Consider the following 20,746-nt stretch of genomic DNA (forward strand, 5'->3'; position numbering starts at 1 on the left):
CTTGGCGGCATCCTCTACCGCTGGCTCAGCGAGGAGCCCTCGGCCCAGGTCACCGGCGTCACACCAGCCCCGGCCGAGTGAGAGGACATTCCGAGGAGAGATCCATGATGCCGTCCCTTGCGCAGGTCATTGTCTGGATCATCGTGGGCCTGATCGGCGGAAGCCTTGCCGGGCTCATCGTCACGTGGAAGCGCCGGGGCTTCGGCCTCTTGCAGAACCTGGGCATGGGGCTGGTTGGGGCCTTCGTCGGCGGTCTCCTGTTCCGCCTCCTAGGGCTATTGCCTGGGCTCGATGCGGTCACGATCTCGCTGCGGGACATCGTGGCCGCCTGTACCGGAACTTTGCTGGTTCTCGCAGTGCTCTGGATCGGGCATTGGTACCGGGCTGGCGCCGCTGCCCCAGGCGAGTAAAACAGAAGACAGCCATGGCTGCAAACGGACCCGGCATGAGCTTGGCAGGTTCCGGCGCCCTCATGTTGCCGGCGGCCGCGCCCGTGGCACGGACTCCCTAAATAGTCGATATCTCATGACTGAGCTGGCTCAGGTCACGACAGTAGAAGCACGACATGGGCGGCGTCCGGCTGCCGCCCGGTCCTGCTCCCGAGCCCGCTTGCCTTGAAGATCTTCAGCATGGCCGTGTTCTCCGGCAGAACGTCGGCGACCAGCTCCTTGAGCCCGGCATTGTGGGCGATGGTTCCGAGGTGGCGCATCATGGCTGTGCCGATGCCCTGTCCTTGGTGGGCATCGTCCACGGCGAAGGCGACCTCGGCTTGGCCTGATTGGACCACGATGTAGCGGCTTCCGCCGACGATCACCGGCAGGCCGTCCTCCTGCAGCACCGCGACCAGGGCGACGTGGCCTACGAAATCGATATTGACGTAGAAGTCGACCTCCTGGTCCGTGAAGCCGCGTTTGAAGCCGAAGAAGCGGCGGTAAAGGGACTGGTCACTGGTGCGACCGACGGCGGCCAGCAGGCCAGCCCGGTCCTCCGGCCTGAGGGCGCGGATTTCGACGGGGCGTCCATTACGCAGGGTCTCAGTCGCTGAGTAATCTCTCGCCTGCAACGCCGCCTCCACATCTTTTCGCACGAGCCCACGATGCCGCTGTCCGCCACCGCCCAGAATTCGAGGCGGGAGCGACGCTGTGCGGCTTAGCCTCCGACGTCCAAAAGGCCCTCAATACTACCGGCGGTAGCCCGCCCGGGATCCGAAGTATCGTGGACCGTAGTTGCCCCGATAGGCACCGCGATATCCGCCATAATAGCGGGGCGCATAGTAGGCTCGCCGCGCATAGACACGCGGGCCATAATAGGCCCTGCGTGGGTAGTAATAGCGCGGGGCGTAATAGACCCGCCGTGGGTAGTAGCCGTAGCCGTACGCCGGATAGCCGTATCCATAACCATAGGCCGGATATCCGTACCCATAGGCTGGATAGCCGTATCCATAACCATAGGCAGGAGTCGCGGCTGCGGTGATCAGGCCTCCGAGGATGGCCCCGCCAATCAGCCCGGCGGCGACAGCACCGCCGCCGCCCCAGCCGCCGTGGTGATAATACCCGCCGTGGTAGCCGCGGCCACGCCAGTACTGTGCGTCTGCGGTTTCAACACTGCCCATCATGATCAAGGCGGCAGTGGCGACAGTTACGAGTTTCTTCATGACAGCCTCCTTAGCACTCACCCCCGTTTGTCCGTTTGAAGCTCCTCATGGTCGTGCAGCCGCGAGCCTGCCGGCACCAGGAAGCGGATGCGGTTTGCTCCATAGTTGAGGGTGTTCGTCACCCCTTCCAGACCCATGACGGAACGGACGAAGATCGGCGCAAATCCGAGCGTGAGCAGGCTGTGGGAGATTGTGGTGCCCCCAGGCAACTCGCGCTCGGCCCGCGCGACATTGATATGGATCCAGGGATCGTCGCCGGTGGCCCGGGAGAACTGGTCGATCCGCTCCTGGGTGACCTCGATCCAGTCGCTCACCCCGACCTACGTTCCGACCGCCACCTTGATTTCTTAAAAGTCCCTGAAGATCCGCATCATGCACCATGGTCATCGTGACTACCGTCTCACACGTGACTTCTGCACCGTGCCCTTCTCGCCTTCGCCTTCTCCGGGAGTGGTGTTGAGGCACAGCCTGACCGTGTTGTCCTCGGTATCCCGCATGGTCAGGCAGACCTCGGCCTCCTCCAGGCAATCGGCTGGATTGCCGTAGAGGGCGCACAGCTCCTTGCTCTGGACCTGGATCTGGCTGATGAGTTCGTAAATGAAATTGCCGGCCCGGTTGGGCTTCCGCTGTGGCTTCCGCACTGGCGACTTGGTAGGTCCGGACCGGTCGGTCGCTGGGCCGGCAGACGCGGTTGCGATCTCCTGCTCAGGCTCGCGAACCGAGCTTTCCGCCAGCGCTGAATGGGCCGAAAGGAGAATCCCGAGCAGGTTTGCTGCAAGCATGGAGACGAACAGCCCTGGCCACAGCAGCCTTGAGTCAGTTACCATCGCTCACCTCAGTCGTTGCGCGAATGGCGGCATAAGTGGTCAGCGCCCTGAAATTCCTAGACCTGACTGAACCTGGAAGCTCTACATCCTGGACACTGAAGATGTTTGGTTGCCGCACTGGCCTCGCCTGTCCACATCAGGATAAACTACATCTGCCGATCGATAGTGCTTGATCGCTTGGGACATGGCCTTGACAGTTTAGGACGGGCTTTCGGCACCCCGCTGCGGAGGGAGCGAAGGGCTTAAAAAGTGCCATTCCCGTTGTCCTCACGATGAGCATCGCTGGTAGGAACTCCCGGCTGTGTCCTGCTCATTGAAGTAGCGCTTGAGCGAGCCATCCGGCTGCGAGGAAATGAAGACCCTGACCTCGTTGCCCGCTACAGCATTGGCGCAGTCGAGGACGAGACGCTGCCGGTCGCCGCTCGGTCGGACTGATCGGATGCGGCACGATGCTTGGGGCGTCCTCAGGCGATTGCCGGAGATGATGAAGGCGGGCGCGAAGATGTCGATTGGCTTCTTGAACGACGTTCCCTTGCCACTGGATGCATAGACCTCCGCACAACCCGTGCCTCCCGCCAGCCAGGCTCCCTGGTAGGCCGCAAGCCCTTCCTGTGCCATAGCACCTTGCGCTCCTGCTAACGCTGCAAAGCTCACACCAATCCTAGCGGCCCTCATCCATCCCGCATCGCTCATCGTGACCTCCTATAAAGGCAAGATATCGGTTCGTTCTATCTCAAGCAGATCTCAGCGAGGAGCCTTCGGCTTTAGGCCGAAGGCTCCTCGCTGAGAGAAATGCTAGGCCACAATCCAGCACTTGGACCCGTCACGCCGCGCGGCTGCTCCGCTTGGCCATCCTCTCCATCCGAACGGTGGTTTCCTCCGCCTGAACGGTGATGGTCCTGGTGGCCTCATCGGCCATTTGGATGGTGAGTTCCGCGAGGTGCCGACTGTTGCGGACCGTCTGTTCCAAGTTGTCGCGGATCAGACTGCTTTGGACCGCAACCAGATCTTGCAGCGACCGGCAGCGGGCGAGGTCATTCAGGCCCTCGAGGTTCCGCTGCCACCGTCTTTGGCTCATCTCGAACGCCTCGCGGGAGATATCCTGGAAACCGCGGGCCAGAGCAGCGCCGGATTGCGCCGCAACCCGAAGTTTCTGCGAAGCCTGTTCGGTCAGACCCTGCGCATCTTCCCCTGTAGCACTGAACCCGTGCGTCACCTCTCTGGTCGAGCGGCGGGTCATTTCGGCAGCGGCACCGAAGCTGCTCTCCAGCGCCTCTTGCATGGTGCGGGCCATGGTTTGAAAACCTTCCACGCCGGCGCGCAGGGTGCCAGCCGTGCCTTCCGTCACCCGCTGAACGGCCTCAGCCTGCTCGCGGGTGTGCTGGGCCTCGGCCCGCTTGGTCTGTTCTATTGCTGCCATCTCGTCCTCCACTTTCCCGACCACCGCTTCGGCCTCCTCGTTGCTCAACACCTTGAGCACGGCCGGGAGCAGCTCCTTCCGGTCAACACGAATGTGCTGCTGGAATATGCGCCTCAACTCACTCACCTGATCGAGGAACGCGCTGGTGTCCTTCGGCATGCGCTCAAGCTCCGCCATGAGCGCACCGGTGGCCTCGTTGTCGTTGGTGGCCTCCCGGACCAGGTCCTGCATTCCATGCTGGCGGAGCACCGGAAAGAGATGCTCCTCCTGCAAGGAGGCCAGAAGCGTGAGCTCGTCCTTTAGGTCGGCAAGGAGGCGCTCACGGGTTTTAACGGCATTGTCGGATGTGGCGAGCAGCTTGTCGAAGAGCTCGTTCGCCTTGTCCGGGAGCGCTTGGCTGAATCGTTTGGTGGCTGACATCGTCCCTCCCAAGTCGTGAAAGCAGTGGTTGAGGTGTTCGGAGCGCAATCATGCGCAGCATCAACGTTGACTCGACACGGCGGATCGCTGCCCGAGCTGAGCAACTAGCTCTTCGGCGGCATAACCAGAATTGCCCGATCCTTCCGCCTTCTGGGGCGCTATCCTGCCAACACTTCGTGACGTCCGAAAACGACGAACATCGATAAGAGCCGGGGCCGCTTCTCTGCTGAGGATCGTAATCTAAGTTAATTCTTAATTTGTGTTCATTGTTGGTCAGACAGCAGAGCGATCGGGATCATGGGGCGAACCTACCAGCCGGAGGTTCGCCACTTGGGCAAGGCCCGCGGAAGAACCGCTTTCGCTATCGGCTACTGCAGGCCGAAGACATCGACGGGTATTCCGCCAGCCGGTGCGAACATTCCGACGACTCCGTTGAAAACATTACTGTAGCGCCCGATTAGGCCAGCATTCACACCGTCATAAAAGCCCTTCCATGTGAGGACTGAGGTGCCGTGACAATCGAAGACAGTGGGGCTGAAAAGGAAGTTCCGAATTGGTCGTGGTCTTCGTCACAAAGTGCCAAGCACTTGTCTCAAAGGATCAAGCCAGTTCTTCCGAAAGGTTCACGATGACTTAGCCCATGATGCTCTGCCTTGTGCCGTGCACCTGGCGGTGGCTGAGGAGGATAGCGATGAACAAGCTTCTGGTGGCTTTCGGCGCACTTATGGCAGGCGCTCTTCTGATCCCGGATGTGGCCGAGGCCCAGCGCGGCGGTCGCGGTGGAGGCGGCGGTGCCCGCATGGGTGGGTTTGGCGGCGGAGATGGCTTCCGGGGTGGGGGCGGCAGCTTCGGTGGCGGCTCCAGGATGTATATGCCTCGGAGCGGGGTCGGTGCAGGCGGCTACCGCGGCAGAGCGATTGCGGCACGACCTGGCGTGCCAGGCCGCGTAGCCGGCATTGGCCCAGGGACCGGGGGCATCCGGCAGGCTGCGATCAACAACCCTGGCCGTTACGGCAATCGCTATTATGGCAATCGTGGTGATTGGCGATACGGCTATGGCGCGACTGGCGGACGCTATCCCTACTACGGTGGACGCTATCCTTATTATGGTGGGCGTTATCCATACTACGGTGGTGTGGGCTGGGGAGCGGCCGGGCTGGCCACCGGAGCAATCGTCGGGGCGGCTGCCACATATCCTTATTACAACTATCCCTACTCCACGTACCAGACACCGGTCGCGACAGCGGATGGCGGTTATTGTGCGACCTCGGTCCGCATCTGTGCGCTGACCAACGCGGCTCCGGTCGGGACCGGATGCTCCTGCCGCACCTCGGGTGGGCGGGCCCGCGGCTCGGTCGTGGCGGGCTACTGATCTCGATGCGTCTATGGGTGTTTGCCGGACTCGGGCCGATTGATCTGTCCGAGGCAGCGGACACTTTGGGTCGGGGTGATTTCCGGTGTTGGGAACTCCTCAATGCCGGGCATTGTAGGAGGGAAGTCTAATGCGCCAGGTCATTGTGCTCGCGATCATTCCAATGCTCGCCACAACACCGACGCTCGCTGCTCCCGGAGTAACCACCGCGAGCGTCAACTTCCGCTCGGGGCCTGGAGCAAACTTCTCCTCCATCCGGACCCTGCCGGCCCGCACCGCCGTCGACATTGGAGATTGTGAAGAATCCGGCAACTGGTGCGCCGTCAAGGTCGGGAGCCAGAGTGGATTCATCAGTGGCCGCTATCTGCAGGAGAGCAAGGACTCCGATGGGTGGCCTCGTGCCTATGAGACCGGCAAAGGGCGCATGATTCTCTATCAGCCTCAATTCACTGAGTGGGCCGATTTCAAGATGATCGGAGCCTTGGTGGCGGCTCAATATCTGAAGGCCCCCGATGCCAATCCGGTCTTTGGCGTCATCGGACTCAAGGGTGCAACCTCCTACGATGAAGATGCCGGCGAAATCGTCATCAGGGACATTTCGGTCACTCAGATCAACTTCTCAGGGCTGGACCGCGACGACCTGAAGGCGCTTGCGGTGGAGACTGGCAAGCTCCTGCCTGTCGGCCCGATCACCGTGGCCGAAGAGCGTGTGGCGGCGAGCCTTGCCGAGCAGAAGCGCATGGCAGACGTGGCTGGGCTCAAGGCGGATCCGCCGCGGATCTTCGTCTCGACCACGCCGGCGATCCTGCTCCAGAGCGACGGGGAGGCTGCCTATGCGCCCGTCAAGGGCAAGACCGGTCTTTCATTCGTCGTTAACACCAATTGGGATCTATTCCGGATCGAGGAGGGCGGCGCGCTCTACCTGCGTGACGATACCCACTGGTTGACCGCCGGTGCGATCAACGGACCTTGGACGGCGGTGACCGAGCTTCCCCCAATGCTGGCGAACCTGCCTGACGATGGCAACTGGGCTGATGCCCGTGGAGCCGTTCCGCCGGAGCCGTATCAAGGCGGTAGGGTTCCAAAAATCATCGTCACGGATACACCCGCAGAGTTGATCCTTTTCGAAGGTGAACCGGCATTACAAGATGTTCCCAGGACATCGCTGCAATGGGCTTCGAACACCGAGGCAGATGTCTTTTTCGACAAGGCTGGAAAGCAATGGTACGTGCTCCTGTCTGGCCGCTGGTTCCGCACAGCCTCACTGGACGGAGCTTGGACGTTCGCCACGCCCGATCTGCCGGCCGACTTCCAGAATATTTCCGAGGACGCGCCGTATTTTGCCGTGCGCGTAGCCGTGCCCGGGACGTCGGAAGCTGCCGAGGCGCGGCTCAAGGCCAGCATTCCCACCACGGCCCGAGTCGAGATGGGCTCGATCATGCCGAAGGTTGCCTATGCGGGCGATGCCCAGTTCGCGCCCATCGAGGCGACTGATCTCTCTTTCGCGACCAACACGACCGACACGGTGATCAAGGTTGGCGAGCGGTATTTCCTGCTCCAAGATGGCGTCTGGTTCGTGTCCGACAGCCCGGGCGGCCCATGGCAACTCGCCCGTGAGGTGCCGGATGCCATCTACACAATTCCACCCTCGTCGCCGGTCTACAATGTCACCTACGTTCGCGTATACGAAACCGAGCCGGACGCGGTCTGGTACGGCTACACCATGGGTTACCTGTCCGGCTACTTGGCCTGGGGCACCTATGTGTACGGCACCGGCTGGGCTTATTCACCCTATTGGTACAAATGGCCGGGAAACTCATATCCTATCTACTATCCACGGCCCGTCACCTGGGGGATTGGAGCCTATTACAACCCGATCCGGGGCATGTACGGCCGCTATGGCTACACGTACGGGCCGTATCGGGGAATTGCGGGAACACGGTCCTGGAATCCGGCAACTGGCACCTACGGCCGGGCTGCCGCCGCCTGGGGCCCGCGCGGATCGGCCAGTTTTGTCGGAGCTTACAACCCGCGCACGGACGGCGCTGGGTATGTCGCCGGCGGCCGCAATGTGTATGGCGCCTGGAAGTCGGCTGGGGTCAGGCGCGGCTCCGAGTGGGCGCGGGTGACAGCGCGGGACAGCGCTGCCGGTGGCTCAGCACTGCGCTGGAACACGTCGAATGGGCAAGGCTTCATTCGCGAGGGCCGTCGCGGCGACATCTACGCAGGCCGGGATGGCAACGTCTATCGCAACACCGGCGACGGATGGCAGCGCTTCGACGGAGGTTGGCAGGACGTCGCCCAGCCGAAGGGAGCGGAGCTTCTCGGGCGCGGCGAAGGCCGCGAGGGCCTCTCGCCGGAAGGACGTGAGCGACTGCAGGAAGGACGGGGAGGCGAGGCGCTTAGAGGTCTCGCAGGCGCTGGCGCCGCGGGAGCCGCAGGCACTGCCCTTGGCCAGCGGTTGACCACCGGTGGCGAACAGGCCCGCCGAGATCGCACCGAAGGTGGTAGCCGAGAGCGGGCGCAGGAGCGGGCGGCGCAACGGCCGTCGGGAGAGCGCCAGGTGCAGCAGCGCTCACCTGCTCAACAGCGCCCCACGACGGGATCCCGCTCGCCACGGCAGGAGCATGCGGAGCCGCCACAGCGCTCGACAGCGCAGCAACGACCGGCGGCACAGGACCGCCAGGTGGCGCAGCAGCGCCCCGCGACAAAGCCTCGTCCCACACCGCAGAGAACCGCGCAGCGTCCGGCAGTCAGCCAACAGCTGCCCTCGAATCTGACGCGGGATGTCGAGGCGCGGAACCTTGGAAACCAGCGCCAGATTGCCAACCGGCAGGCCTATCGGCCGCCATCGACTCAGTTCTCCCGTTCATCGGCGTCCTTCGCCCCTCAACGCAGCTTCGCGCCACGGAGTGGGTTCGGCGGCGGCGGCTTCCGCGGCGGGGGCCGTGGCGGTGGTCGTCGTTGAGAGCAATAGTCCTTGTCCGTTCACACTTGGAAGACGCCGGTACGGTGGCCCAATCCACCATCCTGTCGACATCATTCGAGCAATACGACCGAAGCGGGTCCATCAGGCCGGAAAATCCTGGTTGGAGGGCGTAAGGATCACCACCTCGCCTGCTCTGGTGAGAGCGCGGGCAGAGCGGCGGGAGCGGGGTGGAACGAGAAGGTTGCATACGGCAGAGAACACGTTGATGAACCTCTGCAGCCCTCCGGCAGATCGAAAGCCTTGCCTCCCTGTTGTCGTCGGCGAGACGGCAGATGCGAATTCTCCGCCCGAGTTGAACCCGTTTTGCGAGCGGTGTTCGACATCCGGCATGACCTGACGTCGGGCGGCTGCATAGGAGCCGAGCTTGTCCGTGATCATTCGCCGGGGTGCGCAGCCTTGCTTCCGCAAGAGCCGTTTCAGCACGCATTTGGCGGCTTTGGTGTCGCGTCGGCTCTGGACGATCCCATTGAGAGCATAGCCGTCGTGGTCAACCGCCCGCCACAACCAGTGTTTCTGGCCCGAGATTGTGACCATGACTTCGTCGAGATACCAGATGTCACGACGGTTCGGTCTTTTTCGCCTGAGGCGGCGAGCGTACCCCGGCCCGAACTTCAGCGCTCAGCGGCGGACAGTTTCTTAGGACACGAGAATGCCCCGCTCGAGCAACGTCTCCTCGACCAGCCGCAGGCTCAACGGGACCCTGAAGTAGAGCCAGACCGCGTGGGCGACACTCTTGGGGGAAAGCGGTGGCGTTTGTAGCTGACGGACTTGAGCATGCCAGCCCCACTACACACGTCATTCTGATATCCTAGTTAACGTGACAACACAATCATTAGCGCCTCGCTGATGTGCCTAACTCCCCCCATCGATTTGTTGGCCAATCAATGCGATGGCGCGCTGGTAGACCGAAGCGGCATTCCACGCTTGGATCACGCTGAAGTTGGCTTCGCCGGGCTGGTAGCCTGCGCCCGCGCGCCAGCCATGGGCCTTCAGGAAATTGGCCGTCGCGGCAAGTGCATCGGGTGCATTGTTGAGATCTCCGCCGGTGCCGTAGTTCAGGATGCTTTTGGGCAAGAACTGGGTCTGGCCGATCTCCCCGTGCATGGATCCGCGCGTGCCCGCCGAGAGAATGCCACGGTCGATCAGGGTCAAAGTGGCGTAGAGCTGATCGGTAAAGAAAGCCGAACGGCGGCAGTCATAGGCGAGTGTTGTTACAGCCGACAGAGTGTTCTGGTTCCCGCGCTGCCGCCCGAAGGCTGTCTCCATGCCCCAGATAGCAATGAGCGGTCCCGGCGGGACGCCGAAGCGTTGCTCGAGAGATGCGAAGAGCGCCGCCTCGGACTGCTTGAGAGCATGCCCGCGCGCTACAATGGTGGAAGCCCCCCTTTTGGCGAGGAACTGATCCAACGACAAACGGAAGCTGCGCTGGCCGCGATCGGCCGCAATCGTTGCTGACGCATAGGTCGTATCCAGGAGAGCTGCAACCGCCTTTGCGCTTACGCCCTTTGCTCTAGCTTCATCGGCGAATTGCTGCTTCCAGACGTCGAAGCCAGCTGCCGTGCTGCCGCATTTTGCTGCGCGTGCTGTGTCGATTACTCCCGCGACCAACAAGCCAACGATGGAGATGGTCCCGAATCTTCTCGTAAGCATTGGTGAGCCCTTTCAGATCCATTGCGCAAAGCGATAGGCTAAGACGCCATCTCGACCATGATGAGGCAAGTCCCTGACCCAGTGCTTGCTGCATCAGCCGAGACTCTCGCTGCAGGGAATGGTGAGGATATCTCATCAAGCCGATGTGAAGGTACATTGGGCTTCAATCGGTGCTGATGGCGCCCAAGCCGAAGCCAGTCTTGCTCTTAGTGATCCATATCTCTCCTTCACCCAGCATCATCCCTTTGTCTCGGACGAAAACGGTCTCAAAGGTGGATCTTGCAGCCACCTCGCGAAGGCGCTGGCTCAGCATCGCATCCTTGGCCGCAATAAGCTGCTCGCGGTTGCGGATCATCCGCTTGGCCTTGCGTGTGATCGATATGGGATAATGAGTAACCCGGGCGAGAAGTTGGATGTCGCCGGATCGGAAGGCAGCCTTGACGCGCCTGAAGCTGTAATAGGCAGCAAGAGGATCAAAGTTCAGATTCCTGTAGCTCGCCTCGACCTCGAATGACAGCTTCGGCCTGGAAAACTCTGCATCCGGAGCTTTTTCGGGCAAGTCCATCGAGCGACGCAGCTCCCGCCCAAGGAGGCTCAAGGCTCTGTGTCGATCATAGAGCGTCTGTAGCTTAGGCTCACGGGCCTGTGCTGTTCCGTTTGCGAGGGACCCCGTGATCTCCGGATCTACTGCGGTCTTGTCGGCTCCGGCATACTGCCCCTTGCTCGAGAACGAGCTCGCTGCCAGCTCACCAGAAAGCTCGTTGCTGACAATCCAAGTCCGCTCCTCCACTTCGGCCAGAACCTGCTCGTGCGAGGGCCGAAAGCCAGGACCTCTAGCGATGTCATCGGGCAGGGCCTGTAAGACCTCCTGCGGTTTGATGCCCTTAGGCTCGTTGGCCGGAACTCGCGGATCGACCTTGTAGGTCCTGCCATAGATCGTGACGAAGAAAGGGGAAGCCTGGGCGGGGACTATGCAAAGAAGAGCCAGTAGATATCCGGAAAATCCGATAACCTTCACTTTGAAGCGAGCCATGGTCGCCTCCATTCCCAAGTTCTAACAATGTGCCGACGCCGCTGGCGTAACTCGAAGCTGTACATTCGTCCGGCCCACATCGATAAGCACCAGAACGGCCGAGAAAAGTGCTGGGACGACGCGAGGCACTGCCAATATTATAGATAGAACTCGCATCGTGCGCGCTCATCTGCTAGGGTTGATTGACTGGCGCGACATCTCATCGTAGGCCCCCTGATCAGAATTTCTTGACAGGTTAGGACAATCCCTTGTCCTTTCGAGACCGACGCTTGCAAATCTCTTCAATCCTGAAGGAGAGCCTCGTATTGATCGTCTCGCTTGCCAGCCTCGTGCCAAGCACGCACGTTGCACTGAGAAAGAATGGGACCAATCAAGTGTCGTAGAACCATAATGTTCGCGAGGTCTCACCGGAGCGCCCTTTTGGTCCTGTAAAGAGTCCTCATGAATACATATGCGCGGCCCGTGTGGCTGGCAAACGATTCAAGCAGAGCTAGATTTATAGAGGCGGGTCTCCAGAGGGTTCAGGCTATGGCAACAACAGTATTGTTGATGACACTGCTGACAGGACAAAATTATACCGTCGTTGCTGAGTATGACATAGCGCAAGCTCGCGAAGCCGCGGCGCAAGTACACCAGAAGGTCCTTCTGGCAAACTCAATCACCGTTGCTTACAGCTGCTCTCCTAAAGCGGGTTCCCGTTAAGGGACAGCTTGAAGGTGTCCGCGACACACGGTCGTGGAAAGAGGAACTTACAGGTTTTCAGGTACAAAGTGGCTTGCGATAAGACGGCTTCAGCATGAATTGGGTGTCAAAGGAATATGGGAGTCGCAGAAGGCACGTCCAAGACCCTGCTGTCAGCGCTTCAACAGGAGAGGTCGAGCAGTCGGATGTTTGAGGAGCAATACTCGGCACCACCAGATGAGCGCAAGAGCGGCCAGACAAAGGCTGAAGTGACGGGGAGTATGTTAGGGCATAAGGGCTTCGGTCATTAGGTTATTGCCGGGTGGTTGAACTGCTCAGACAATGGGAGGCCAAGAAATGCTGAGCAAACGCCTCGCCGCGTTGAACATCACAATGTATGATGCGTTGGAGGCAAATAAGTTAAGCCTCAGAAGTCGCGCTGGATGCGCAGACGGCCTTCCCACGTATCTTCCGATCCGGTTGCGCTGAAAGTGCCAGTCGGCGCGCCAGTGGCATCCGCCACAGGGATGGCAACGCGTCCCTGTGGATCGACCCTGATGTAGAGCGCCTCAACGCCGATGAGGAAGCCTTCTACCGGTGTCCATATCACGTTGGCGCCGACACGGTACTCATTGAAATCAACGAGCCCTGTGGTTGCGCCTGCTGTCCCGGCCGAGATTGTTGCGGCAGTCGCTGGAATTGCATATTGCGCAACCCCTGGTGCATCGAAGCGCATCCAGGATCCGAAGATGTTCGTCTGGATAGTCGGCGTCCAGTTATGATTGATGCCGCCCGCAATGCCATAGGCCTTGTTGGTCTTGAAATCGCCTGTCAGGGGATCGACGAACGCGTCCGCGAAAGGAAGCCCAAGCGGGCCGGCGCTGATGAATGCATTGCCAATAGAGCCCGTCTGGCCGGCATTGATGTAGCCGGCGGCACCGTCCGTATATGTCGCTGAGATCCATCCCGTATCCCCCGTGCCGAGGAATGGCAGATTGGCATAGGCATATGCGCCGACTGCGAAGCCATAATCCGTGTCGGCATACGCAGGATAGGGTAGGCCTGTGATCGGATTAATCACAGGCACCACCACGCCATCGACCGTGGTGAGGCCAGATGCGACATCGCGGATCTGATGCAGGGCGCCGGACAGCTGAGCGCCACCCCAGGTTCCCGTGTAGCGAATATTGGCGACAACATCCGGCATGCGCTCGCCGCCATATGTGAACGCTATCGGAGCAAGGGTAGGAGAGGTCGCGCCGACACCGAACAGCGGAAAGTCGAATTCATTATTGACCCAGCGTCCTTCTTCAAGCGACAGGGTAGCAGAAAAGCCGTTGCCGAACGAGAACGTATAGGCGAGCAGGTTCACTTCGGCGTTTGAAGGATCGTCAAAACGCAAATCACCAAAGTTTGGGGCTGGCAGATCCGGGTTCGTGAAGAAGGAAACCGTACGGCCTGCGGTCAATCCGCCGAACTGGATGAAGGCTTGAGCAATGTTGGGGCTCGTGGAGGCGGAGCCATATGCACCGGTGTTGCGAGTCATTTCCATTCGGATATAGGTGCGCAGAAGGCCATAGGCCGTGGCGGTGCGGCTGTCGAGATTCACACGCCCCCGGGCGCGGAAGCCGATTGCATTGTCAGCCCGGTCATACGGCTCAAGGTAGAGGTATTCGGCGCGAACCCGGCCGCTAACACGGAGGCAGGTCTCGGTGCCCGGAATGTAGAAGAAGCCGGTGCCATAGGTGGAGCAGATACGGACAAAGTCTACCGGAGCCGCCTTGGCCACCGGCAGGTCGGCCGCCTGTGCTCCGCTGGTCATGATCGCCACGCACCCAAGCAACAGACTTCTGACAGACCACATGGCACAAGCTCCAAGGCTGGGCTTAGTCATATTGATGATTAATTGTGCAGGTTGGCGAATAACCGTCAAGCAAGCTTGGGGGACGAAAACCTGCCATACCGCAATTGACGTCCGATGTTGCCAAATGGCACCAGTTCGGCAGGCGGTGAATCTTCAACTCAAGAGAACCTGAACGGCAATAATCTTGACGATAGTCATGCTTGGGAAGCAAATTGCATAACCAATGTCCGTTCTCTCGGTAGGAGCCAAGCGTCCCGCGGCAACGACAATGGCGGGATTGCCCGTCGAGCCGGCGCAGACGCCGAGCAGATCGTCGAAGGGAATACGAAGAAGGTATCCGATTACCAGCACGATCAGAACGAGAGTGAGCAGCACAGCTGCGCCTCCAAGAAGGATCTGGATTCCATTGGTGGCGACGGTCTGGACGAAGGGGCCGCCGGCGCCGATGGCAACCGCGCCGATGAACACCGACAGGCCAAGGTTGCGCAGAACCAGATTGGCGACCACCGGTATTTTCCAGCCGAGCGGCCCTGTGCGACCGAGCCAGCCCAAGATGAGCGCCATGACGAGCGGCCCGCCGGCGACGCCAAGGCTGAAGGTGCCGCCTCCCGGCAGAGGCACAGGGATCATACCGAGGAGAAGCCCGAGCGCGATCCCGACGCCAATTGATACGAAAGACAGTTCGGCATTGCCCTTAATGCTGTCGCCGAAATGTCGCTGCACTTCGGTCTTCCGGTCCGAAGGTACTGCAGCCACGAGCAGATCACCGAACTCAAGCGTCATGTCGGAGGAGGCGATAAGGTCGACGTCGCCCCGGCGGATGTGCGAAATGACGACCGGAAAATCGGGAAGCGGGATCTCCCGCACATTCTTGCCGACGAAGGCAGCCTTCGAAACGTAGACACGCACAACATCGAAATTGGCGCGATCACGGCTTATGCGCCCTGGTTCCTCGTGTCCCATAGCTGTCTTTGCCTGCTCGATGCTTGTTGGGTTTCCGACCAGCAGCAATCCATCGCCTTCGTGTAATCTCATCCCGGCAACGGGCGGCGCGTTTACATGGTGCTGGCGCACCGCAACGATCTTGATGTCGGACGGCAAGGTCGCGGAAATATCTTCGACTGTCTGATCCTCGCAATTCGACTCGAGTGTCAGCTCCGCGACCCGAACATTTTGCAAAGGCGCCTTGAATATCGGTTTGACCCAAGCCGTCATGACGGTCATCAAGACAATCGGTCCGATGACGCCGAAAGGATAGGATACGGAATAGCCGATTGCCGGATCCTGATTGCCCGCTGCCGCCAGGGCTGCCTGCAGCGTCGGCGTGCTTGTGCCGGAACCAGCGAACAGCCCGGCTGCAGTCGCCAGCGAGATACCGAGGGGAGAGGCAAGCGCCATCGCGACAAAAAGCGAGGCGATCACGGCAACGGCCGCCAGGGCGATGTACTTGATGCCAGGACCGCGCAGGCTTGAGAAGAACTGAGGTCCATATTGAATGCCGACGCCGTAGACGAACATCACGAGACCGAGGGTGCCGACCAATCCCGGAGGCGCTGCTTTTGGAGCGATGGCGCCGATGATGAGACCGGTGAACAGCACGGCGCCTGCGCCGAAGGAAACGCCGGCAACCGAAATCTGTCCTATCGCATAGCCGGTGGCGATGGCGAGGAACAGCGCCAGCAAGGGTGAGGCTTCAAGCAATGTGCGGAGAAAATCGAGCATCGGTTTCCCTCATCTTGTGCGACAACCGGCCTCACGGAATTGACCGATCACCCTTGCCACCAGATCAGGGGAGGGAGGTGATGTGTCGGAAAGCTCGTAGTTCAGGCCCATGGCCTTCCATTTGAACGTGCCCATCTGATGGAACGGCAGGACTTCCACCCACTCCACGTTGCGCATGGGAGCGACAAAACGGGCGATGCCTTCGACATTGGCAGGGTCGTCGGTCAGGCCAGGGACAAGCACGAACCGCACCCAGACCGGTTTGCCGATAGCAGCCAGGCGCTCTGCGAATTGAATAGTCGGGCGTATGTCCTGGCCCACGGTCCGACGGTAGGTCTCAGGATCCCACGATTTGATGTCGAGCAATACGAGATCGACATGGCGCAGATACTCGTCGTCGGCCCGGGCCCCGAGAAACCCCGACGTGTCCAGCGCCGTGTGGAGACCCATTTCCTTAGCCGCTGCGAAGAGGCGCTTGGTGAAGTGCAGTTGGACTAGCGGTTCTCCTCCCGAGATGGTCAGGCCACCATCCATGGCTCGCAGCGGGACAGCATAAGCCTGGAGCGCAGTTTTCGCGCGCTCAAGAGAGACGCGGGTACCATCCTTGAGGTGCCATGTGTCCGGGTTATGGCAGTAGAGGCACCGCAGCAGGCATCCACTCGTGAATACGACGACTCGGATGCCAGGTCCGTCGAGGGTGGATCCAGTCTCATACGAGTGGATCCACCCAAAATCGCCCCTTGGGTCGTTGAACTCGGCCGTCTCCGGAGCGTCCGGAGATCGCGCCTGTTGCAGGTCGTAGCGGTTGTGGGCCCAGGGCTCGTCGGCCATTATTGTCAAGCCTCACTCACCGTGGAAGGTCCGGCTGATGACGTCCATCTGTTGCTCCCGGGTAAGACGGACGAAGTTGACCGCATAGCCTGAAACCCGGATCGTCAACTGTGGGTACTTGTCCGGATGCTCCATTGCATCAATCAGAGTGTCGCGGTTGAGGACATTGAGGTTCATGTGGAACCCGCCCTGACCGCAATAGGTGTCGAGCACCTTCACCGCCTGCGTGATCTTCTCGCCTTGATCCTGCCGATTGAAGCTCGGCGTGACCGACACGGTGTAGCTGATGCCGTCCTGAGCATCCGCGTATGGCAGCTTGGCGACCGACAGGCACGAGGCGAGCCATCCATGGTTGTCACGGCCATGCATCGGGTTGGCGCCTGGAGCAAAGGGCTCGCCAGCCTTCCGTCCGTCCGGCGTGTCGCCGGTGCTCCTGCCATAAACAACATTGCTCGTGATCGTCAGCACAGATTGTGTGTGGACCGCGTTGCGATAGGTTGGATGCTTGCGGATCTTCTTCATGAAGGCCGAAACGAGATCGGCAGCGATGCTGTCGACGCGATCATCGTTGTTGCCATATTGCGGGTAATCGCCGGCGATCTCGTAAGAGACGACCATCCCGTCGTCACGGCGGATCGGTTTGACCTTCGTATGCTTGATTGCGGAGAGGCTGTCGGCCACCACCGAAAGACCGGCGATGCCAAACGCCATCGTGCGCAGGATCTGCTGGTCATGCAGGGCCATCTCCAGGCGCTCATAGTAATATTTGTCATGCATGTAGTGGATGCAGTTCATGGCATGGACATAGGTCTGCGCCAGCCACTCCATCATGGTGTCGAACTTCGCCATGACGTCATCGTAAACGAGAATGTCTCCGGTCACGGGCGGTGTCGAAGGGCCGACCTGATCGCCGCTCACCTCGTCCCGCCCGCCATTGATGGCGTACAGAAGGCACTTGGCGAGGTTCACCCGGGCTCCAAAGAACTGCATTTGGCTGCCGATACGCATGGCCGAGACGCAGCATGCAATGCCATAATCGTCGCCCCAGTACGGGCGCATGAGGTCATCGTTCTCGTACTGAATGGATGAGGTCTCTGCCGAAACCTTGATGCAGTAGCGCTTAAAGCCGTCCGGGAGCTGCTTCGACCAGAGCACTGTTATGTTGGGCTCCGGTGCTGGGCCGAGGTTCGTCAGCGTGTGCAGCATGCGGAAGCTTGTCCGCGTCACCAAGGGGCGACCGGTAAGGTCGACGCCCCCGACACACTCGGTCGCCCAATAGGGATCGCCCGAGAACAGAGCGTCGTAGTCTGGAGTGCGTAGGAAGCGCACGATACGGAGCTTCTGGACGAATTGATCGATGAGTTCCTGAGCGCCGGACTCGTCAAGAGTTCCGCTGTTCAGATCGCGCTCGATGTAGATATCAAGGAAGGAGGATACACGACCGATGGACATGGCCGCGCCGTTTGCCTCTTTGATAGCGCCAAGGTAGCCGAAATAAGTCCATTGCACTGCTTCACGTGCGTCTGCCGCAGGTCGGTTGATGTCGCATCCATAGCCTTTGGCCATGGTTGCCAGATCAGTGAGAGCCCGCACCTGCTCGGCCAGTTCCTCCCGCTCGCGAATGACGTCATCCGTAGGCCATTTGGCATCGAGCAGGGCCCGCTCGGCGCGTTTGGCAGCCAGTAATTTGTCGGTGCCGTACAACGCTACACGGCGATAGTCGCCGATGATCCGCCCGCGGCCATAGGCGTCTGGCAGACCCGTAATGATGCTATTGCGTCGACAGGCCATGATCTCCGGTGTATAGGCGTCGAAGACACCCTCATTGTGGGTCTTGCGGTATTTGGTGAAAATGTCGTGAACAACGGGATCCGGATCAAAGCCGGCCGCCTTCAGCCCGGACTCCACCATTCGCAATCCGCCGTACGGCATGATGGCTCGGCGAAACGGCGCGTCGGTCTGGAGACCAACAATCAATTCGTTGTCGCGGTCAATGTAGCCCGGCTTGTGAGCGGTCATCGAGGAGGGAGTCTTGACATCGACGTCGAGGACGCCTTTGCGGATTTCCTCTTTGAAGAAGGGCTGCAGCTTTTCCCAGACAGCTTTCGTCCGCTCGCTGGGGCCTACCAGGAATCCTTCGTCACCGTCATAGAGCGTGACGTTCTGCTGAATGAAGTCGCGAACGTCGATCGTCTGCCGCCACCGCCCTGGTGAGAAGCCGGCCCACTCGTTCATCGCGCCTGCGGCTTCCAGTGGATTGTGCTCCGCCTTTCGATCTTGAGAATCCGCGGACTTATGGGTGGCAATGGCTTCCCCTGGCATGACAGCCTCCTCCCTAATGGCCCACAAAGACTTGATTGCCCACTCACCTCGGCATCTTTGTCGGCTTCTGAATGAATATCGCGATCAATATTCCCGCGCGGAGAACGACATTCTCCGCGCGGCATCCTACAGCTCAGCAGAGGGTCAGGTTCTGGGCCAATCCCGCCTCACTGGTTTCCTTATACTTCGGGTTCATGTCCCGAGCCGTGTCGGCCAGGGTCTTGATCGTCGTGTCCAGATCGACGCGATGCCGCGATGCGATCTCGTTGGTGGCGACCATGAACGCTGTCCAGGCCTTCACCGCGCCAAATGCACACCGCTCGATACAGGGAACCTGGACGTAGCCTGCAACCGGATCGCAGGTCATGCCCAAGTGGTGTTCGAGCGCCGACTCTGCCGCGTTCTCGATCACCTGAGGCGAACTGTCCATCACTTGGGCGATCATCGCAGCGGCCATTCCGGACGCAACGCCGATTTCGGCTTGGCAGCCACCTTCCGCCGCAGCCAGTGTCGCGTTGTGCTTGCAAAGGTAGCCGACAGCCAAGCCGGCGAGCAGGCCCTCACGAATCTTCTCCGGCGTTACCCTCCGCTGGCTTTCCGTCAAAGCATACACGATGGCCGGCATCACGCCCGCTGAACCGCCAGTGGGCGCAGTGATAACCAGATGTCCGCGGGCGTTCTCCTCGGAGGCCGCCAGCGCGCAGGCCGCGACCATGGCAATCGCGCGGTCGCTCTCGTACTTGTTATCCTGAGCACGCTCCCAGACCGTCGCGGCCTTGGAATGAAGCTTGATCGGACCAGGCAGTACATCATCCTTGTAGGAAAGGCCGGTCTTGACCGTCGCGAGCATAGCTCCGGCAATCTTGTCCAAGAAGGCGTTGATCTGCTCTTCGCTCTTGCCAGACACAGCCACCTCGTTTGCCATCATCACATCGGCGATCGAGAGATTGTTCCTCTCGGCGTGTTGTCGAAGCTCCTTCATGGTTGCATAGGGATATTTCGGTTGACCCTTCTTGGGCGGCTCGTAGCCCTTCCACTCGATGAACCCGCCGCCGACGGAGTAATACTCCTGCTCGTACAGAACCTTGTCGCCGGCCATGAGCTTGCACGTCATGGTATTCGGGTGCGGGAACTCTCCCTTCGGTGCGTCGTAGACGACGTCGGCGAGTGACAGATTGAACGACTTGCCGCCGAGCCTAACCGGATAGGTCCGATCCGGCTTGGCGATCATTTCGTCAAGGAATCGAGGATCCACGGTGGCTGGCTCTTTGCCCACCAAGCCTGCGAGCGAGGCGCGCTCGGTGCCATGACCTTTGCCGGTGGCGCTCAGGCTGCCAAACAGATGCACCTTGAGGCCGGTGGCCTGCGCCAGCTGGTCTGCGGGCAGCTTTGTGCAGCGCTGGTAGAAGTCGTAGGTGATACGCATCGGCCCGATCGTGTGCGAACTCGAGGGGCCGGGGCCGACCTTGTAGAACTCGTCCGCTACGGTCATCACCGGACCTTTGGACTTCCTGACAGCATCCAGGTCGGGGGACAAGGTGTTGCTCATCTTGAGCCCGGAGGCATCCTTCATAGCCTCGTTCTTGGCCTGTTGTGCGGCCGCTTCCGTCGCAGCCTGCTGGGCACGGGCTTCGGGCGTCCAGGTGGTTCCCGTCATCACGGCCGCCGCGCCGATGGCGGCGTGTCGCATCAGAAATCCCCTGCGATTCAAGCCTGACGGCACGCTCGGTAATTCCGGTAGGGTGGAGAGCAGTTCGTCTTCCTGGTCTGAGCAAGTCATGAGCGCATCCTCGTGTTCGAGATCCGGAGAGGCGATAAGCCCAAGAGCCGTCTCCACTCTTGTTTCCTGAAGTAAGAGTTTCTTCTTTCTCTCGGCATGATCTTAGATAGGTCGGGAGGGCATGCTTGATCGCAGGAGACAATATCTTGACAGTTTGAGCCGCTCTGCTCGTCGTTGCCGG

The 20,746-nt window shown here is 60.4% G+C and carries 17 protein-coding genes; 3 read left to right on the forward strand and 14 right to left on the reverse strand.

What is annotated here, in order from left to right; all coding sequences use genetic code 11:
* Positions 1-104 precede the first annotated feature (104 nt).
* Positions 105-410, forward strand: a complete 306-nt coding sequence (locus I2H36_RS17730; RefSeq protein WP_343234472.1) for a GlsB/YeaQ/YmgE family stress response membrane protein — start codon at positions 105-107, stop codon at positions 408-410.
* Between the two features lie 134 nt (positions 411-544).
* Here I2H36_RS17730 and I2H36_RS17735 read toward each other — a convergent pair whose 3' ends face one another.
* The 6 genes from I2H36_RS17735 to phaP form a co-directional block, all read right to left on the reverse strand.
* The gene (locus tag I2H36_RS17735) at positions 545-1,063 is read right to left on the reverse strand and encodes a GNAT family N-acetyltransferase (RefSeq protein ID WP_196265236.1); all 519 of its coding nucleotides are present in this window, start codon (positions 1,061-1,063) and stop codon (positions 545-547) included.
* Between the two features lie 117 nt (positions 1,064-1,180).
* Entirely contained in the window at positions 1,181-1,654 is a 474-nt protein-coding gene (locus tag I2H36_RS17740; RefSeq protein WP_196265237.1) for a hypothetical protein, read from the reverse strand.
* A gap of 17 nt (positions 1,655-1,671) precedes the next feature.
* Complete coding sequence (locus I2H36_RS17745) at positions 1,672-1,968, reverse strand: MaoC/PaaZ C-terminal domain-containing protein (RefSeq protein ID WP_343234473.1); 297 nt, start codon at positions 1,966-1,968, stop codon at positions 1,672-1,674.
* Between the two features lie 78 nt (positions 1,969-2,046).
* Positions 2,047-2,481 (reverse strand): hypothetical protein, encoded by a 435-nt coding sequence (locus tag I2H36_RS17750; protein ID WP_196265238.1) that lies wholly within the window; start codon positions 2,479-2,481, stop codon positions 2,047-2,049.
* Between the two features lie 267 nt (positions 2,482-2,748).
* Entirely contained in the window at positions 2,749-3,099 is a 351-nt protein-coding gene (locus I2H36_RS17755; protein WP_246718890.1) for a hypothetical protein, read from the reverse strand.
* A gap of 205 nt (positions 3,100-3,304) precedes the next feature.
* Positions 3,305-4,321, reverse strand: a complete 1,017-nt coding sequence (gene phaP / locus I2H36_RS17760) for a TIGR01841 family phasin (RefSeq protein WP_196265240.1) — start codon at positions 4,319-4,321, stop codon at positions 3,305-3,307.
* 691 nt (positions 4,322-5,012) lie between these two features.
* On the opposite strand from phaP, the gene I2H36_RS17765 reads away from it, so the two are divergent.
* A complete protein-coding gene (locus I2H36_RS17765; RefSeq protein ID WP_196265241.1) occupies positions 5,013-5,693 on the forward strand; it encodes a hypothetical protein in 681 nt (226 codons plus the stop codon).
* Positions 5,694-5,823: 130 nt separating this feature from the next.
* A complete protein-coding gene (locus I2H36_RS17770) occupies positions 5,824-8,661 on the forward strand; it encodes an SH3 domain-containing protein (RefSeq protein ID WP_196265242.1) in 2,838 nt (945 codons plus the stop codon).
* A gap of 102 nt (positions 8,662-8,763) precedes the next feature.
* Here the strand turns inward: I2H36_RS17770 and I2H36_RS17775 are convergent, their stop codons facing one another.
* The 8 genes from I2H36_RS17775 to I2H36_RS17810 form a co-directional block, all read right to left on the reverse strand.
* On the reverse strand, positions 8,764-9,216 hold the full coding sequence (locus I2H36_RS17775; protein ID WP_196265243.1) for a DDE-type integrase/transposase/recombinase: 453 nt from the start codon (positions 9,214-9,216) through the stop codon (positions 8,764-8,766).
* A gap of 318 nt (positions 9,217-9,534) precedes the next feature.
* Positions 9,535-10,332, reverse strand: coding sequence for a lytic murein transglycosylase (locus tag I2H36_RS17780; RefSeq protein WP_196265244.1), 798 nt, complete (start codon positions 10,330-10,332; stop codon positions 9,535-9,537).
* Positions 10,333-10,495: 163 nt separating this feature from the next.
* Positions 10,496-11,365, reverse strand: coding sequence for a hypothetical protein (locus I2H36_RS17785; protein ID WP_196265245.1), 870 nt, complete (start codon positions 11,363-11,365; stop codon positions 10,496-10,498).
* 1,108 nt (positions 11,366-12,473) lie between these two features.
* The gene (locus tag I2H36_RS17790; protein ID WP_196265246.1) at positions 12,474-13,868 is read right to left on the reverse strand and encodes a porin; all 1,395 of its coding nucleotides are present in this window, start codon (positions 13,866-13,868) and stop codon (positions 12,474-12,476) included.
* Positions 13,869-14,063: 195 nt separating this feature from the next.
* Positions 14,064-15,632: an aspartate:alanine exchanger family transporter gene (locus tag I2H36_RS17795; RefSeq protein WP_196265247.1), complete on the reverse strand. Its 1,569-nt coding sequence runs from the start codon at positions 15,630-15,632 to the stop codon at positions 14,064-14,066.
* A 9-nt stretch (positions 15,633-15,641) separates the two neighbouring features.
* Positions 15,642-16,463: a pyruvate formate-lyase-activating protein gene (pflA, locus tag I2H36_RS17800; RefSeq protein ID WP_196265248.1), complete on the reverse strand. Its 822-nt coding sequence runs from the start codon at positions 16,461-16,463 to the stop codon at positions 15,642-15,644.
* A gap of 12 nt (positions 16,464-16,475) precedes the next feature.
* Positions 16,476-18,785 carry a formate C-acetyltransferase gene (gene pflB, locus I2H36_RS17805; protein ID WP_196265249.1) on the reverse strand — a complete coding sequence of 770 codons (2,310 nt, stop codon included), beginning with the start codon at positions 18,783-18,785 and terminating at the stop codon, positions 16,476-16,478.
* A gap of 133 nt (positions 18,786-18,918) precedes the next feature.
* Positions 18,919-20,565, reverse strand: a complete 1,647-nt coding sequence (locus I2H36_RS17810; protein ID WP_196265250.1) for an L-serine ammonia-lyase — start codon at positions 20,563-20,565, stop codon at positions 18,919-18,921.
* Positions 20,566-20,746: the final 181 nt, after the last annotated feature.

The sequence above is a fragment of the Microvirga terrestris genome, assembly GCF_015694425.1.
GTDB classification, from domain to species: Bacteria; Pseudomonadota; Alphaproteobacteria; order Rhizobiales; family Beijerinckiaceae; genus Microvirga; species Microvirga terrestris.